Here is a 16,968-nt window from a genome sequence, read left to right as displayed (position 1 = left end):
ATTCTCGTCACCTCGACAAATTTCTATCATATCCATACACTGAAAATTTGTATGCAGTTTCCATGAATTCCCTCCAGAAGACTTTGCCTTGCTTCTTCATGTATCTACTCTTCTTCTTTTGTTTCATTGTTTTCCAACCGGAAGGCAGATATGCTTTCTTGCATCGATTCTGCCACATGACTTAAGTTCTCAGCTGAGGCGCTTATTTCTTCCATCGATGCATTTTGTTCTTCTATACCGCCTGCTACTTGCTCGACCTCTTCTGCTGTTGTATTACTTAACGTTTTCGTGTGCTCCATTTGTTTCATCGAAGCTTCTGTCTTTTCATCAATGGCAGCTAGAGACGTCTCCATCATATTTACGTCGTTTGCAATAGATGATACTGCCTCTTCAATTTGATCAAACGTTTCGTCTGTTTCTTTTGCCCGTAATTCACAGGTTTCTGCTTTTTGATGATTTTCATTCATAGAGGCAGCCGAGCGTTTAACAGTATCCTGAATTTCACTTATTAACTGATTAATATCAGAAGCTGATGAATTGGATCGTTCTGCCAGTTTTCGAACTTCTTCAGCAACAACCGCAAAACCTTTACCACTTTCCCCTGCTCTTGCGGCTTCTATTGCAGCATTTAATGCGAGTAAATTCGTTTGTTCCGATATATCGGTTATTAAAGATACAATGTCATTAATTTGGTCGGACTTTTGTTCTAATTCTTGAATTTCACCATTCGTCTCCGTCGTCAATTTCTGTAAATTAGTTACTTCATCCGTTAATGTGGAAATCATTTCTTTACCAGAATTAGTCTTTTCTGTAGCGACTTGCGTAGACTCTTTCGTTTGTTCTGTCTTGCGATGAAGTTCCGCGACGGTTGTCTCAATTTCTTTCATAGCTTGACTTGAGTGATCAGAATAACTTGATTGTTGACTCGATTGATGACTAACATCTTGTACCGATTGTGCCATCATCTCAGCAGCTTTTGCATTTTCTCCGGTAGTCGCGTTTAATTCTTCTGACATAGCAGAAACTTGCTGAGAAGACTCACTGACAGAGTGAATAATAGAGCGAAGTGAGGCTTTCATATTATCTACTTCTTTGGATAATGCTCCTATTTCGTCCCCTCTATTAATGTTAAGATTTCGTTCACTTAAATTACCATCAGCAACTAATTTCACTTCATGATTCAATTGTTCTACCGGTTTTGATATACGGTTTGCGAAATAGAAAATAAGGATGCCACCTATAACAACAGCAATTCCCAATGTCAGTAAAAGGACTTCTAAGACATGTGATGCCCCTTCATTAAAGTCGGACATATAAGAACCCGCAACAATAACCCAATCCCAATCTTCATTATATTCTGCGTAAATAATCTTTTCTTCACTTGTTTCTGGATCGTTTGGAAGCGGCCATTCATAGTTAACAAACCCTCCGCCTGCATGTGCTTTTTCAATGACATTTTGTATGAATAAGTCGCCGCCTTCTCCTTCTGAATCCCATATGTTGTCTCCTTCTTGATTCGGGTGGGCGACCAATTCACCTTCGCTATCCAAAATATAAAAATAACCATTTGGTCCTAAATCTATGTCTTCTGTAATAGATCGTTCTTTCTCACCTTCTGATGGTCCAAGTATGCTTTCTTTAATCTGTTCCTTGGCTTCACCTTCATCCATTTCTCCCTCTTCAACAGCCCGCTGCATATGTTCAGTCATATCCATTGCCATACCTACATAGTTTTCTAGGCTGACTTCACTTGCGTCATTCAGCTCTCCTTCTGCCGTTTGATAGCTGATAATACCTAAAATAACCATAGGTACAATTAACAAAGTTAAACAAATAATGAGTAGCCGCGACCGTAACTTCATGTAAACATCCCCTTTTATGTAATCGCATACAAATGGTGTTCTATTAAATAAGTAAAAAGTCCTTGCTACTAGTATAATACGAATGAATGTAATATAAAATAGAAAATTATCATTCGTTATCAAAAATTCAGACTTTTTACTTAAATTTACACTTCATCGCATAATTTTATTGCAGGGGATACATATATTTCCTATAATATATAGAAGTTTTAGTTTAGCTGAGTTAAGTGGAGAAAAGGAGAGACGAGAAGATGAGAAAAACAGAGTTATATGCACAACAAGGTATTGCGATGACTTGCCGCTCTTACACGGAGTACAAAGAAATGTTCATGTTACACAAAAAAGATTTTCGTTCAGACATCGTCCTTGATGTAGGTGCTGGAGCTTCATCGTTTACGGCTGCCTTAATAAAAACAGGGCATGAGGCCATAGCCGTTGACCCTTTATACAACCTTTCAAATGAAGAGATGTATGAACTTGGAAGAAAGGAAATGAAAACAGCCTCAGAAAAGTTATCCGAAAAGGGAAATCTTTTTAATTGGGATTATTACCATACCTTACATGACCACGATGAAATGAGGAATCGTTCGTTTCAGCAGTTTATGGATCAATACCGACAAGATAATACTAAAGAAAAATATGTTCCCGGTACACTGCCTAACTTACCTTTCTATGATAATACGTTTTCATTTATTGTATGCAATCACTTTTTATTTCTATACCAAGAGCAGTTTGATTTTTCATTCCATATAGAAGCAATTAAAGAACTTGTTCGAGTGACGAAAAGCGGGGGATCTATTTTGATTTACCCTTTAGTAGATTTTAAAGATGAACGTTATCCACATTTAGATAAATTAATTTCCCTATTAAAGAAAAAAAGCGCGGACGCTGAATTATATGAAACAGACTTTCGCTTCTTACCTTCAGCTAGTCATTTTCTTAAAGTAACCGTCCGTTAGTTTCATCGTACGAAAGGGAGCGGAGAAGGCGACGAACTAGCAGAGTATGTCCGCGCCTGAATCCGCCTCCTTTTTTTCAATCTAATCTCTACTCCACTTTCAAAGGTTGGAGGTGTATTCCTTCTTCTTTTAAAACCTCTTTTAACTGACGGGTGAAACCGAGGGATTGTGGGTTATCTCCATGCACACAAATCGTATCTGCTTGTAATGGAAAAACGGTACCATCGACCGCTGTACATGTTTTTTCTTTCACCATTTGTTTTACCTGTTCGACAGCTTCCTCTGGTTGATCAATCATAGCATCAGACTGCGATCTTGGAGTTAACGTACCGTCAGGCTGATATGTTCGATCAGCAAACACTTCTTGGGCCACGTTTAATCCAATGTCTTCTCCCGCCTTCACTAATTCACTGCCCGCCAAACCAAACAGTATCAAATCAGGATCTGTGTCATATACGGCTCTTGCAATAGCATCGGCAATTTTTCTGTCTGTCGCAGCCATTTGATATAAAGCTCCATGTGGTTTCACATGCTGCATCTTTATTTGATGAATCTGACAAAACCCTTTTAAAGCACTTATTTGATAAATGATGAGATGATATATATCAGACGGCTCCGATTGAATGGCTCTCCTGCCAAACCCTATTAAATCTAAAAAACCAGGATGAGCACCAACCGCAACTCCATGTTCAACAGCATATTCAACCGTTTTTGCCATCACATTATGATCTCCTGCATGATAACCGCAAGCCACATTTGCTGATGTAATTTCTTTTAACACTTCCTTGTCATTACCAAGTTCATACACACCAAAGCTTTCACCTAAGTCACAATTTAAATCGATAACAGCCAACCTTTTCTTCCTCCTTTAAAAAAACTGTGTAATGTTTGTAAGTAATGTACGAATTCCCAATAATCATGACATAGCTTGTAAACACAATCATTACAATTCCTAAATAACGTACAATCTGATCCATTGCAGCGTTTGCTTCTGATAACAATACAAATAATACCCGTAAGGATTGATCCAACGACAGGGTCCACACCAATTAATGCGTTGGCTCCCAAACCACCGCCGCCGACATTTCCAATATTAAAAGCAAGTCCTCCTAACACAATAAAAAAAGCAACCACATAGCCAACACCGGGAAGAACGTCATTTGCAATATCTTGTCCCCGTTTTTTGGCTACTGCTATAATACGCCATATGTTCATTTGTGCCCCAACGTCCAAAATAATTGATATAATAATAACAAAGGCAAAACTGGCCATAAGCTGTTCGGTAAAAACAGCAGTTTGTGTTAAAAATCCAGGTCCGATGGCAGACGTTGCCATAAGAAAAGTGTAAGCGCCCTGGAAAGCCGCGACAGGTTCTGGACTGGGCGCGCAGGGCAGCCTGCTGCCCGGAGTCGCACAGGAAGAAACCCCGAGCGGCTGGGCGCTAGAGCTGGATCTCAAAACGCCAAAAAGAAAGGTTGCACCGATCATCGCGTTTAACCTTTGTTTCGGAGTCATTTTTCCTTTATCTGATAAATCTGGTTTCATTATGTATCCCTCATTTATACGGTATTTACTTGACACCATAACGTGTCATGAATAGAATTTTTTCGTGAATTGCCATATCATTTAACAGCGCTGTAAAGGGGAATGTTTCGTGCAAGATATGAATAAAACACTTATTAAATCAATGGATATCCTTCACTTATTTCGTGAACATGAATCTTTATCTTTAAACGACATCATGCACCTCTCTGCTACACCTAAAACATCTGCCTACAGAATGGTAAACGCCCTCGTGGAAATGGGTTTTTTAGAAAAAAACAAGGATGGGCAATACAAACTAGGATTAGCTTTTTTAGAGTTTGGACAGTTGGTCACTAATCGACTCGATTTAAGAAAAATAGCCTTCCCGATAATGCAGCGTCTTCGTGATGACGTAAAGGAAGCGGTCAACTTAGTAGTAAAGGACCAAAACGAAGCCATCTACATAGAGAAATTGGATACCAATCAGCCCGTTCGTTTGTTCACCAAAATCGGGAAACGTTCCCCCCTCTATGCCGGAGCTTGTCCGCGAATTCTTTTAGCTTATAGCCCTAAGGATCAAATAGAGGACTATATAAAAAACACGGCATTAACAGCTGTTAGTTCTGGTACGATTACAAATTCAGAAACGCTGCAACAAACCTTGGTACAAACACAATCCGACGGCTATACAATCAGTCATTCTGAACTGGAAGAAAACACAACAGCCGTTGCCGCTCCGATATTTGACTCCTCTCATCGTATTATTGCTGGATTGAGTATCGCGGGTCCGGATCTTCGTTTGTCAGAAGAACAGATGGACGAACTAATAATAAAAGTGAAAGATGCTGCTTTTTCCATCTCAAAAAGATTGGGGTGGAAATCGACTTAATACATTCACACTTGCCTTAATTTTTCGTACGTACTGCTTTTTATAGAATGAACATCTATTTGTCTATCAACGTACAAAGACTCCGCTTCTCCCCAGGTCACTGCCTTGAAATGCAACTGCTCACCAGGTTTTGTTTGAGCTACTACGGATATGTCAACGGATATGACCTGAGCGATGCGGGGATATCCGCCAGTTGTTTGGCGGTCTGCCAATAATATAACTGGATTCCCATCCGCTGGAACTTGAACGGTTCCTAACGTAACAGCTTCAGACAAAATCTCGTCCTTTTGCCTTCTTTCTAAGAGAGGACCGTGAAGCCGATATCCCATCCGGTCGGATTGAGTGTGGACTTGAAACGATTCTTGAAAAAAAGCATCGAGACTTTCGTTTGTAAATTGAGAATAATGCACTCCAGGCAACACTCTCACTGTCTTTGTTTTCTTATTCGCAAAATCATATGGCGGACTGGCCTGCCATGATACCGTAGAGAAATCGGCGTAGTCTTTATCGAAAACAGAAAGCAAGGGATGTTCAGGTTTTTCTTCTATAAAAAGAGTATCCCCCTTTTTTATTCCTCTTCCCTCGAATCCACCAATCCCTGCTCGCAAGTATGTACTTTTACTTCCCAGCACTTTAGGAACACTTAATCCGCCGGCAACAGAAAGATAAGCACGACATCCAGTCTTACAGCCACCCCATTCTATTAGGCTTCCTTTTGGCACAAAAATCGGCCTCCACATAGGAAGAGGATTGTTCTGAATCATCGGTGTTAAATCCCCACCGGTGATTGCTATAACCGTATCTTCTTCAACAGAGAGAGTGGGGCCTTGCAACGTTATTTCAAGTCCTGCTTCCTGTTCGGAATTACCAACTAAAATATTAGCGATTCTTAAAGAGAAAGGATCAATCGCACCACTAACGATAAAACCGTCTTTTTGAAAACCTGTTCTCCCTAAATCCTGTATAGTTGTCAAAAAGCCCGGCTTCCATACTTTAAACATCGACGAAGTCTCCTTTCCCACTTTCATATTCCTCGGCAGAAATCGGATAAAATTGAACATAATCCCCCATTTGAAGCAAACTAGGATTCTCTTCCTTTAACTGAAAAAGCGGCTTCGACGTTCTTCCAATAATTTGCCACCCTCCTGGTGTTGTGAGAGAGTATACCCCCGTTTGCGAACCGGCAATCCCAACAGAACCTGCCGGGACACTCGTTCGGGGTGTTTGTTTGCGTGGAGCGGCAATGTCTTGATCCATCCCTCCTAAATAAGGAAACCCTGGTGCAAAACCAATCATGTAAACAAGATACGTTACATCACTATGCTTTTGAATAACGTCGTTTTCGGTTAAGTGATTATAGTCCGCCACTTCTTTAAGATCCGGACCATATTCCCCACCGTACACGACCGGGATACGCACCAACTTATTTACAGGTAAAGATAACGTTTCCCCTTGTTTCATTTTATCCTCGAGCAGTTCTTTTACCATTTCAAAAGTAGAAATATCCTTATCCTTGTTTTTCCTCAACATAAAAGGATCGTAATATACGGTTAAGCTCGTAAAACCAGGAACATACTCTATCATTCCAACGAAGGGAGATTGATCTAATACGAGCGACAAAGTCCTCACTTTTACGTGCGTCTGCTCACGAGATTCGTTGTAGAACTGAACCATTGCAGCTGTTTCACTAACAGGAAAAATTTGAAATGAATTTCCTTGGAGGGGAGAATCATTCAATTCATTCTACCTCCTTTCTCCTAAGTTCCGTTTTTCGGAACTTCAATTCCGATTTTATTCTTTTGTTTATTATAATCGTCTCGTTTTTCAATAGCAAGAAATTATTAGAATTGATGAAATATTTAATATAGCTAATTCATTAAATAATAAAATAGCGCACCTTCCCCATGAAAAGTAGAGAAAATGCGCTATTTTATATTGGCAAATATCATCTTAATGCCAACCGCTATTTGATCATTGATTTATAAATGAAATACCGTTTTTTAAACATTCACGTCCAGATCCTGTGAAGTATTAAAATGACTAGCATGTGAGCGACGGTTTTCTATTAAATCTCATATCGATATACTTAAAATTACAGAGTACAGGTATGTCAATACCCGCCTCTGTTAGGATAGTTGTCGTACCTACTTTAGTGTTATAGTTTAAGTAAATGACACGGATGTTGTTCGATATGATTAAAAAGAACGCTTACGATATTCGAAGGAACACAAGACGGCCATTATCAAATGTATAATGCCACCACATAATGAACCAGTGGCCCATATCGCAAAAGAAGAAGGGATATCAGAAGTAACGTTGTATAAGTGGTGATAAGAAGATCATACAGACGGCAAGGAAGAATGATTAGCCCTTCAAATCGCGCATTGTCTTAAGAACTTATTCAGGATGCAAATCAAAGCGGCGCGCGGTTAGCGAAAGCTTGTGTGGAACTTCATATTAGGATTCCAACCTATGAGCGCTGGGTGACAGAAGGCAGTATAAAAGTCAATCAACGTCCCCTTGTACAACGATCCGCACCGAAAAATAAGGTAGGAGATGAAGAAAAGGAAGAGGTTTTTATGGTTGTTAAACAAAAGGAATACACGGATTTATCTCCGACACAAATTGTTCCTATATTGGCGGATAATGGACTGTGACCACTGCCTCCAACATACTCGACACGTTCTCGATTATTTCAATCCACGCACTCACATGGAGTGCGACTGATGCAGGTAACAATGGATTAAAATTATGGGTATTTCAATCCACGCACTCACATGGAGTGCGACGACGCGACCGAGCGACGCGGTCGATTTATTCGGCATTTCAATCCACGCACTCACATGGAGTGCGACCTTCTTTTTTAAACCTAATAACTTGATCTTTGCGATTTCAATCCACGCACTCACATGGAGTGCGACTACGGATGGCTGTGGATTTAACCAGGAGTTGTCAATTTCAATCCACGCACTCACATGGAGTGCGACGAGAGCATGCAGGAAGCAGAAAATCAAGCTCAGGAATTTCAATCCACGCACTCACATGGAGTGCGACAACACAAGGGACAGCAGTCGAAGAAAACCAGGAATTTCAATCCACGCACTCACATGGAGTGCGACCTTCTGCTAACGTTTCTAGCTATTACGATTGTAATTTCAATCCACGCACTCACATGGAGTGCGACAGCGAATTTTGGGTTTTCGGGCCTATAAAATAGTAAATAGTACCCATTTATTCACTATTTCCTCTAATATTTAAGAGGACTGATACAGTTAACTTGCTATAATGGAGCATTTTTTTTGGTGCGAAACCTACCATAGAATGATGTGCACTTCACGTTCGCACTAGAAAATCAACGGATCTTCTAAATCAATCGATTCATTTGTACCTATATGCTCCACTTTAGATTTATAATTGTTTCCGAGTCGATAAAATCTGAGGCTGTCTTGTTCATCATCAATAATATTAACTAATTCTATTTTTAGTGTAGCAAATTGTGCGGAGTCTACGATACATTCAAAAACAGAATTTTGCACACGTTGTCCATAAATTTGACAGACCTTTGCGACTTTGCGAAGTCTTTTTTTCCTCCATCACTGATTGTACTCACATCATACGTGATTAATACAAGCAAAACACTCACCTACTTCCACAAAAATGGTGGATATTCATCTAAATCGTCCCGTAAGTAACGAGCCAGCAATAATGCCTGAGCATGTGGAACTAAACCCCAAGCTATTTTTTCTCCTAAAAAAGGATGAGTTATCTTTTCTTGCTTTCGTTTTTGCCACGCATCTAGAAATTTCTTTCTAGCCTCATCTGTCATCATGACAGCACCACTTTCTTTCTTATAAAAATCTTGCTCATCAACAATTTTTTTATTTACAAGAGAAAGTACAAACCGATCGGCATATACTCCTCGTAGTTCTTCCATAGCATCTAGTGCTAGAGAAGCTCTGCCAGGACGGTCTCGATGCAAAAATCCTACATATGCGTCTAATCCAACTCCTTCTAGTGCGGCGGCAGTGTCATTTGCCAGCAAAGTGTAGGCAAATGAAAGCAAGGCATTCATATTGTCTAGCGGTGGCCTGCGTGATCTTGTTTGAAACCAAAAATGCTTTTTTTGCTGTAAAATCATATGATCAAATAATCGATTGTAGCTAATCGCTGCTTGGCCTTACCAGCCACGTAGTGTTTCGAGGTCCTCGCATTGTCTTACTTCTTTTATAATAGAAGTTAATTGTTGGGAAACTTCTTTGAATTTAGTTGTATCTATCCTCATAGAGTAATCTCTCGTAGCACGTTCTAGAATCCATTTGTTATTATAGATTTTACCAACAATGAAATTTCTCGAGATCTTTGCAGCTTGTCTTTCATCATCTGAAAGGCGGTACTGCTTTTTCCGTAAGATAACATTTCCTCTACTTTCCCCTATCACTCTCGCTAAGAATCTTCCAGTCATCGTAAAGAAAACAAGAGAGATATTACGATCCGCGCAATAACCCATGAGAGCGGGACTTGCACCCGTATATCCAAACGACACAATTGATTCGAGATTGTGAAGAGGAAGCCTTCCTAGTTTCTCCTTTTCTTTCAACAGTACAACATTCTCTCCGTCCAATGATAAATAAACGTCTGGTTGTGTAATGAAAAGTGTGTTCAGCAATTTTTTCATTCGTTTAGTTTCCCTTCGATATAGCTTTTCACCGATTGCTTATTCATAAGTCTTGGGAGACATACATGTTGAAGAGAACAACTTTTACAAAAAGAGCCGGTTTTCACGCGCGGTGTGTGTTTACGATCATAATAGTTGTGCATTTCTGTCACAACCGCACGAACTTCCTCCCGTTGTTCTTCTGTGATAGGAACTTCCACACGATTCTTGATTCATCATAATACATGTACCCAACCTTCACGTCACATACAAGCATTTCTTCCAAGCACATCGCTTGTGCTGTCAGCTGTAAAACATCTGCATCATTCATTTTAGGCTTGCCACGTTTATATTCAACGGGGAATGGGACATAAAGCCCTTTTGTCCCATTCAATTCTATTCCATTGTCATCTGCCATAAATTCTATGACGTCACAAATACCGGTAATTTGCAACTCTTGTGACTTAATCGGCATCCCCCGTACGATAAGTTTATTTTTCCTTTTTTCCCTAATAAAAGGTTGATCTGCTTTATGATGCAAGTGTTGTCCTTCTACTGTACGTACATTTTCATCCCATTGTTGTTCAATATGGATAAGCGCCCATTGACGTTTGCAGAATTGAAAATGTTGGATGCCAGACAACATCAGGTAATACTCTTCTTCTTTATAATCCATTCAATTCCTCTGTTTTCAACCCATCTAATTCTTGTACTTCAATCGCGTAATCATTAAGACTCATTGGTTCGTTTACTTTTGGCTCAACAGTTAGTGAACGATGTACTTTCGCAGCTGAATATTGGCCTAGCTTGGAGTTATGTTCCCACCAGAATACTTTATTCACTTCCATACTGCCTTCTGGTCTAGCAGAAGAAGTATCATTTTCAAACAAAGTCACCAGAGCTTGTTTTAATTTTTCTGCATCTTCTGGAGAAAAACCAGTCTTTTCGGCTAGCTGAGTATTGATACTCCCATGAAAAACGTATACACCAAAATCTACGCGGTGCTTCATTCCCATCGTATCCGAACCTCGTTCCTTACCTGACTCGGAATTAACACTTTTAGTAATTTGCATACTTGTAAGATCGATTGGATCGATGCTGGTTGCTGTGTGAATCGATACTGGACCACGTACCCCTACCGATACACCGTTGCCGCTTCCTTTTCCTTTAAATGCAAATACTTGTCCGAATCCACGAACATCAATCCATTTTTCGCAGGCAATACGAGCAAATTCCTCGCTTTGGCTTTCTTTCGACTTTAAGACATCTTCTAATTCTTTCACTGATTCCGCTCGTTCTTTGAGACTTTTATGTGAATCTATTTTTCTATCATCCGACTGCACAAACACAGATTCTCCTAAATCTTGCAGACGGTTTCTAATTTTACGTTTAATCGCTACATCAGAAATTTCCCCATACCCGTCATAATTCTGCCTTGGACGATTTCCGTTAAGCGGATCGCCGTTAGGATTAGCTTTTGTCACCGACAATACAACAGCAAAGTCAATTTTGTGATCTAATGTACTCATATTTTATTCCTCCTCTTGATTAGTAGATACTGCAGAATCTTTTTTCTCCTTCTTTTGATACAATTCATGTCGCTGACTATAAAACCCTAATAGATATCTTTCTGATAAAGACCTGTTTGTAAAATCCTCTATTGATAGTTTTGAACCAACTTCATCAATTAAACTCGATAAATAACCTGCTTTTGCTCCTAAGCGCGCCTGATAAGGTTGCAGACTATCTTGAATTGTTTTCCATGTCCTTGCGGGATGCTTGGAATAAGCACTCATGTAACGAATAGCATTGGTTGCTCGATTTTCTTCATTCCCTAGCGCTCGCCTTTCCAATACATCTGCAATAGCGAGTAATCTACCAAATAAATAATCTCGATCTTGTTCTTCGTGATCTAAAGCCACCGGATACCCCTCCTCTTTTTTAATTAACGCACATGCAATACTTAACGTCTTTTCCCATTCCCATTTTTCCATCGATACTGGGTTGGAAGCTCGTTGAAAGGAACTTTTCACAATATCTCTTGGCGTTTTTCTTCCATCGATAATACAAGGAAGTAGTCGCTCCATCGTTCCTTTCACGACTTCATCACTGACCCTTGGACCATATGCTGCAAAAGCAATGTCTTTTGTTGCTGGCGCCCCCAGAAATTCCACACGATCCCCATCCGTTTTACGATAGGTGTGAAGCCACGAGCACGAACGGTGCCACGCTTCCATTCTATTTAAGTAAAACTCTTTTTCCAGGTGTCGGTAATAAAGCACAGCTAACCGGCCGGTTGTAGCAGAGTCTAGTACAAGAATATTCACATTAGCGTTATAGTCAAAACTATACTTGTACCCATCTATTGCTTTAGAGAGCTGCCTGGCAAATTCCTCATTTGCAAAGCCATGAAGGTTTTCCTTCGCAAGTCTCGAACCAAATAGATCAAAGCTGTCTTCGTGAGGATCTATCGTTTTTTCTTGGTCTTTTTCCCAAACGAGAAAAACACGTTCGTCTATCACCTTTCCTTGGCGATGAATAAGCCATTTCAGAGCATTATGAGCTTTTTGAGAAACGTCATAGCTGATATTTGCCACTTGATAACTTTTTTGAAAACGCCCCCGAAACGTAAATCCACTCGTATCATTCGCAGAAATAAGTTTTGCCTTATCGGCTGCATGACGAATCTTATTTGAATGCCTCTCTGTAGATGGAAGTTCTTGACCAGTAACATAGCAGATGTCATTATCACTTAGCTGGTCCTTATAGAACGTAATGAATGAATTGTAGACTTCGTGATCCTTCCAAACCTTTGTCAATAACTCTTTTGTTGAATAGACATTAAATCGAACGAATGCACTTTCCTGTCCACTGCCAACTGTAGAAAAAATCGCTGGTTTTTCTCCATGAAGAGCTTCATGCTTTGTATCCCATTTACTGATTAACTTTTCTTCTGCATCTAAAAATAATATTTTCTCTTTCACTAAGTCCTCAATGAGACAGCCTTTTTTAACATACTGATAGATACTCTGGATCTTCGGATGAACATAGGAAGACGCCGCCCAATCTTCTAGTTGTTGAATGTAAGAGGAAAAAGGATCTCCATTCTTTACTTGTCGACCGTATTTTACATAATCTCCAGCAGTATAGCTTAGTTTATCGTGAAGGGGATATGGTGCAATCTTTGCTCCCGCACGGTTCGCCGATGCTTCCGTTGTGGGAATAAGCGTACTCCTATCACTTTTATCAATAACGGTCGCAGAATGAAATTCTCCCGATTCGGTAATAGTGACTTCAATATGTGCATTTTGTGTGGTGTGTGAAATCGGGAGTAGTGTATATTCGCTACCGTTATGCTTTTTCTCTACTTTACCTATCTTGTCTTCGTTAGCTTCATAGGTTTCATATAAGTGCAACAACCAACTCATCTATTTACCCCCTAACTTCCCCAGCAGCTCCTCAGCTGTTTCTACATTCGTTGCGTCAAAATGCTTCATGTTCATATCTTGAATTTTACGCACATGCATGCAATCATCTGGACGCATAAATCGAATAACGCCATCTTCCATCACTGGATTCCACAGGCGTACCGCCATTTCATCTCGACCTGTTTCATCGGGATAATTGATACCGTGTACCATCGTCCCAAACGAAAGCTGCCCGTATCCGTCATAATATCCTTCTCCTTCGCCAAACGTGCAAGGCTCCACATAACCCTGACACTCGCGCGTACCTAAAAATATATCTCTTCGTCCGCCTGCTTTTAAAGATCGCTTCATAATATTATGATGCTTATTTTCATTACGATCGTAATCTAAATCGGGCCGATGTGGATTAAAGATGAAGTGAGCCTTCACTTGATATCTTACATCTCGCAAATACGTGTAGTTTGCCAATGTATTTCCACCACCGTATTCGATCGGACGCACTCCTTTTGATTCCATTCTTATTGGATTCATAACCCGGATTTCATCTACCACTATTAAAATAGTGGGCTTCCAGTAAATCGATTCCACTATTCCCTTCAATGCTTGATATGTCGGCACATGATAGGATAGTTTCTCTCCACCCATTTTTGTAAGCGGATCTGTAAACAAAGCATAATCACCCGTTAGTTCAAATTCTATTGCATTTCTCAATGTCACACCTCCATTTTGGAACTATTCTGATATCTTAGTCTACATAAAATATAGTAGAAAGTAAATGTCTTATATAAAATATTATATGAATTTTTTACTCGTTTCCTAATATGTTATAATTACACTGTCGCTTTATTTGAAGTACAGATTGAAAAAAGCGCGGATTGAAAAATATAGTATTTTATATGGGAAAATGTTAGAAACCTATCTTACTTAAACAGATAGGTTTCTAATACATTTGGAGACTAAATGAATCATCTCCTTCAAGATCTAACCCAAACTCATCGCTATATACTCCGTCTGTCAGCGCTAAGACAGAACCGTCCAGGTAAGAAACGAGTGCCCCCTGATTGTCGAGAATTTTTCTTTCATGCCTGTATACATTGATAGAATACTGCTGCGCGTTCTTTAACAACTTTGATAAATCTGTAATCGTTTTTCCTCCATTAAGTTCTGCAATCATTTCTGCTCCTTCTTCACCAAAAGGGACAAGAACAGACATCGTTTGATTATCAATAACGGAGAAGTGGGATGCAGCTGTATTGTAGCTATTTACCAAAAACAATTCAGGTGATTTCCCTTCTTTCCTGTGATAAGCCTCCACGTAACTGTTATTGGTTCGTGTTGCATTCAATAAATCTGTCATGTTTTTGCCGAGTGAAGATACATGATAATGTAAGTAAGCTTCCCGGTCTGAGTAAAACTCATAAAAATAACGTTTCATCGCCTGTCGAGATAATAGATGACCACCAAAACTAGTGGGATCTTTTTTCAAGCTTTTTAGCAGTTTCATCGATATTTCCTTACCAATCCTAATTTCACTCAAGTGCTTTAAGTTTTCTTCCAAATGATCCATAACATACACATATTGTAATTCTTTCTTACCATTGCGATTACATCTACCCGCCGCCTGGGCGATAGAGTCTAAACCGGCCAGCGAACGTATCACACAATCAAAATCGATATCCACTCCCGCTTCAATAAGTTGTGTTGTCACACATATTACCGGTTCCTCATTTTCAAGTTTGGAGTGAATCTCTTTTAGCATATCCTGTCGATGAGCAGCACACATTGATGTACTCAAATGATAAATAGAAGCTCCCATCTCTTTTTCCTTCAAAAGCATGTACAACTGCTTTACAACAGATTTTGTATTTAAAATCACTAACATACTACGCACTTCCGTAGTTTTTGATTGGATAAAAGAAACAATGTCATCATTGGTCATCGATCCCTCTGATGCATGATCAACTATTTTCACTCGTGAAAAGGCCTCGATAACATGGTCTAACTCTTGTATCATTTCAGCTTCTGCACTTAGCTCAAGCTTTTGTTCGACAAAATCTAGTGCTGGCTGCGTCGCTGTACATAGCACGATACTAGAACGACATGTAGTCTGTAGAAAATTAAGTGCCTGATTAAATAAGGAGACACAGGATGTAGGTACCTTTTGCACTTCATCAAAAATAAGGATCGCATCACTCAAATGATGCAGCCTACGAACATTTCGATTCCCCTTCTCGTAAAATACATTCAAAAATTGAACCATCGTCGTAAAAATAACCGGTGCATCCCAGTTGTCTCTGGCAAGCCTGAGCTTCTCCCGTGTGTTCACCATACCGTCGGAGGCCTCATCATCTTCTAAATCATGTTCTACTACGTTCGAGTGATGTTCTAAAATATTCGCATGATCGTTCAAAATATCTCTTACTTCTTTTGCATTTTGTTCAATAATCGTTGTAAATGGCACCACGTAAATGATTCTTTTTTTGTCATGAATCATGGCATGCTTTAATGCATAGCGTAGACTCGCTAACGTTTTCCCACCTCCCGTCGGAATCGACAACGTATAAATTCCTGATGGATTTTCTGCAAACTTATCACACTGTTCAGACATCTTCGTCCGTAATGTATTGATAGGAGAATTCGCATCCTTGTGCTTTTGAAACCCCTGTACCTTCTGCATCAGCTTTTCATAGTAACGGGCCATCAAAATATCGGGAGCTTCTTCCGATTCGCCACCAGTTTTCTCCTCGAATTGTCTCGTGTTGGTTCTGTCAGCATCAATAATCGTACTGAATACAAATTTTGATATAAAATGAAGTTGTTCCGGATAGTTTTCAGTAGCAACCTCTGCTAAACAGACCTTCAACTCTTCTACCGCTTTGTCTACGTAATGATAAAAATCTTCTTCATTCATTACTCGTTCAAAAAACATCTCCTTTATCCGTTCATAACCAGGGATTTCTTTATCACGTACCCTTTTTAGAAATGGTGATGTTAATTCTGGTTCAATAAAGTCTTGTAAGTACGAATGATGAGAAATAATCGCATTTCCTATAACCTCCGTTAAAATGACAGCATACGGCTTCTTGATATCCGAATGGTATAGGTCATACAAAAGCTTTCCACCAGCTGTCGCGTGATCGACACTCCCTCGTTTGGGAGGGTTATCAGGATTTTGTACAGCTTCAGTGATGTATGCATTAAACTCCTCCGTATACTTGCCTACGTCATGTAACATAGCAGTAAGGCCCGCCATGTGCTTCATGCCTGTTCTCTCACCATAACCTTCCGCCAATGCTTTAGCATCTAGTAAATGCTCTTCGACTGTTTGTATATCCCCATCACTTGCGCGAATATGTGCAATAGAGTTCAATGTAAAATCCCACCTTCAGACTTAATATAATTCCTTTATTTGTTATTTTAACACGAAAATAGACAGATTAATTGGTTTTTCAACAATTAATCCGAATTTTCTTAACCTATTTTATATATCAAATAAGAATATTGTAATTTATTTATCTGTATACGTTTCAAAGATATACAAAAAAAGCATGAGGATTTCCTCATGCCTGCTACCATGTATTTTTCCTGCTTTTGTGATGTTAGTTGTTTCCACAGTTATGAATTACCCCTTTAGCATGCGTTTATAATTTTC

General features: G+C 39.5%; 11 protein-coding genes, 5 pseudogenes and 1 CRISPR repeat array. Of the genes and pseudogenes, 4 read left to right on the top strand and 12 right to left on the bottom strand.

Annotation, left to right across the window (positions count from 1 at the left end):
• Positions 1-104: 104 nt before the first annotated feature.
• A complete protein-coding gene (locus J2S78_RS15180) occupies positions 105-1,862 on the bottom strand; it encodes a methyl-accepting chemotaxis protein (protein WP_306899916.1) in 1,758 nt (585 codons plus the stop codon).
• A 251-nt stretch (positions 1,863-2,113) separates the two neighbouring features.
• Here J2S78_RS15180 and J2S78_RS15175 point away from each other — a divergent pair, with 251 nt between their 5' ends.
• Positions 2,114-2,821, top strand: coding sequence for a class I SAM-dependent methyltransferase (locus J2S78_RS15175; RefSeq protein WP_306899914.1), 708 nt, complete (start codon positions 2,114-2,116; stop codon positions 2,819-2,821).
• 88 nt (positions 2,822-2,909) lie between these two features.
• On the opposite strand, the gene J2S78_RS15170 is transcribed toward J2S78_RS15175, so the two are convergent.
• Both J2S78_RS15170 and J2S78_RS15165 read right to left on the bottom strand, forming a co-directional pair.
• Positions 2,910-3,674, bottom strand: coding sequence for a LamB/YcsF family protein (locus tag J2S78_RS15170; protein ID WP_306899912.1), 765 nt, complete (start codon positions 3,672-3,674; stop codon positions 2,910-2,912).
• 58 nt (positions 3,675-3,732) lie between these two features.
• A pseudogene (locus J2S78_RS15165) lies at positions 3,733-4,156 on the bottom strand (hypothetical protein); the annotation flags it as partial.
• A 328-nt stretch (positions 4,157-4,484) separates the two neighbouring features.
• On the opposite strand from J2S78_RS15165, the gene J2S78_RS15160 reads away from it, so the two are divergent.
• Positions 4,485-5,234, top strand: a complete 750-nt coding sequence (locus tag J2S78_RS15160) for an IclR family transcriptional regulator (RefSeq protein WP_306900277.1) — start codon at positions 4,485-4,487, stop codon at positions 5,232-5,234.
• Between the two features lie 5 nt (positions 5,235-5,239).
• Here J2S78_RS15160 and J2S78_RS15155 read toward each other — a convergent pair whose 3' ends face one another.
• Both J2S78_RS15155 and pxpB read right to left on the bottom strand, forming a co-directional pair.
• Positions 5,240-6,235 carry a 5-oxoprolinase subunit C family protein gene (locus J2S78_RS15155; RefSeq protein ID WP_306899910.1) on the bottom strand — a complete coding sequence of 332 codons (996 nt, stop codon included), beginning with the start codon at positions 6,233-6,235 and terminating at the stop codon, positions 5,240-5,242.
• Positions 6,228-6,971 carry a 5-oxoprolinase subunit PxpB gene (gene pxpB, locus J2S78_RS15150; RefSeq protein WP_306899908.1) on the bottom strand — a complete coding sequence of 248 codons (744 nt, stop codon included), beginning with the start codon at positions 6,969-6,971 and terminating at the stop codon, positions 6,228-6,230. The genes J2S78_RS15155 and pxpB overlap by 8 nt, the downstream gene beginning before the upstream one ends.
• A 477-nt stretch (positions 6,972-7,448) precedes the next feature.
• Between pxpB and J2S78_RS17115 the strand changes: the two are divergent.
• Positions 7,449-7,565, top strand: a pseudogene (locus J2S78_RS17115) (hypothetical protein); the annotation flags it as partial.
• A gap of 113 nt (positions 7,566-7,678) precedes the next feature.
• A complete protein-coding gene (locus tag J2S78_RS15145) occupies positions 7,679-7,891 on the top strand; it encodes a hypothetical protein (RefSeq protein ID WP_306899906.1) in 213 nt (70 codons plus the stop codon).
• A 35-nt stretch (positions 7,892-7,926) separates the two neighbouring features.
• Positions 7,927-8,418: a CRISPR direct-repeat array (repeat unit 32 nt; unit sequence ATTTCAATCCACGCACTCACATGGAGTGCGAC).
• 160 nt (positions 8,419-8,578) lie between these two features.
• Here the strand turns inward: J2S78_RS15145 and cas2 are convergent.
• The 7 genes and pseudogenes from cas2 to cas3 all read right to left on the bottom strand — a co-directional run bounded on the left by cas2 (position 8,579) and on the right by cas3 (position 16,686).
• A pseudogene (cas2, locus tag J2S78_RS15140) lies at positions 8,579-8,868 on the bottom strand (CRISPR-associated endonuclease Cas2).
• Between the two features lie 9 nt (positions 8,869-8,877).
• Positions 8,878-9,909, bottom strand: a pseudogene (cas1c, locus tag J2S78_RS15135) (type I-C CRISPR-associated endonuclease Cas1c).
• Positions 9,906-10,564 (bottom strand): annotated as a pseudogene (gene cas4, locus J2S78_RS15130) (CRISPR-associated protein Cas4). Before cas4 ends, cas1c begins: the two co-directional pseudogenes overlap by 4 nt.
• Positions 10,554-11,417, bottom strand: coding sequence for a type I-C CRISPR-associated protein Cas7/Csd2 (gene cas7c / locus J2S78_RS15125; protein WP_306899904.1), 864 nt, complete (start codon positions 11,415-11,417; stop codon positions 10,554-10,556). The pseudogene cas4 and the gene cas7c overlap by 11 nt, the downstream one beginning before the upstream one ends.
• Before the next feature lie 3 nt (positions 11,418-11,420).
• On the bottom strand, positions 11,421-13,316 hold the full coding sequence (cas8c, locus tag J2S78_RS15120; protein WP_306899902.1) for a type I-C CRISPR-associated protein Cas8c/Csd1: 1,896 nt from the start codon (positions 13,314-13,316) through the stop codon (positions 11,421-11,423).
• Positions 13,317-14,027 carry a type I-C CRISPR-associated protein Cas5c gene (gene cas5c, locus J2S78_RS15115; protein WP_306899901.1) on the bottom strand — a complete coding sequence of 237 codons (711 nt, stop codon included), beginning with the start codon at positions 14,025-14,027 and terminating at the stop codon, positions 13,317-13,319.
• 229 nt (positions 14,028-14,256) lie between these two features.
• Complete coding sequence (gene cas3 / locus J2S78_RS15110) at positions 14,257-16,686, bottom strand: CRISPR-associated helicase Cas3' (protein WP_306899899.1); 2,430 nt, start codon at positions 16,684-16,686, stop codon at positions 14,257-14,259.
• Positions 16,687-16,968: the final 282 nt, after the last annotated feature.

Origin of the sequence: Salibacterium salarium (assembly GCF_030813635.1) — a bacterium.
GTDB lineage: Bacteria > Bacillota > Bacilli > Bacillales > Marinococcaceae > Salibacterium > Salibacterium salarium.
Note: the sequence above shows the minus strand (reverse complement) of the source record. Positions and strands in the feature narration are given on the sequence as shown.

Coding starts and splice junctions, on each gene's coding strand:
- J2S78_RS15180 (WP_306899916.1), bottom strand. CDS start 1,862: ATGAAGTTACGGTCGCGGCTACTCATTATTTGTTTAACTTTGTTAATT.
- J2S78_RS15175 (WP_306899914.1), top strand. CDS start 2,114: ATGAGAAAAACAGAGTTATATGCACAACAAGGTATTGCGATGACTTGC.
- J2S78_RS15160 (WP_306900277.1), top strand. CDS start 4,485: ATGAATAAAACACTTATTAAATCAATGGATATCCTTCACTTATTTCGT.
- J2S78_RS15155 (WP_306899910.1), bottom strand. CDS start 6,235: ATGTTTAAAGTATGGAAGCCGGGCTTTTTGACAACTATACAGGATTTA.
- cas7c (WP_306899904.1), bottom strand. CDS start 11,417: ATGAGTACATTAGATCACAAAATTGACTTTGCTGTTGTATTGTCGGTG.
- cas8c (WP_306899902.1), bottom strand. CDS start 13,316: ATGAGTTGGTTGTTGCACTTATATGAAACCTATGAAGCTAACGAAGAC.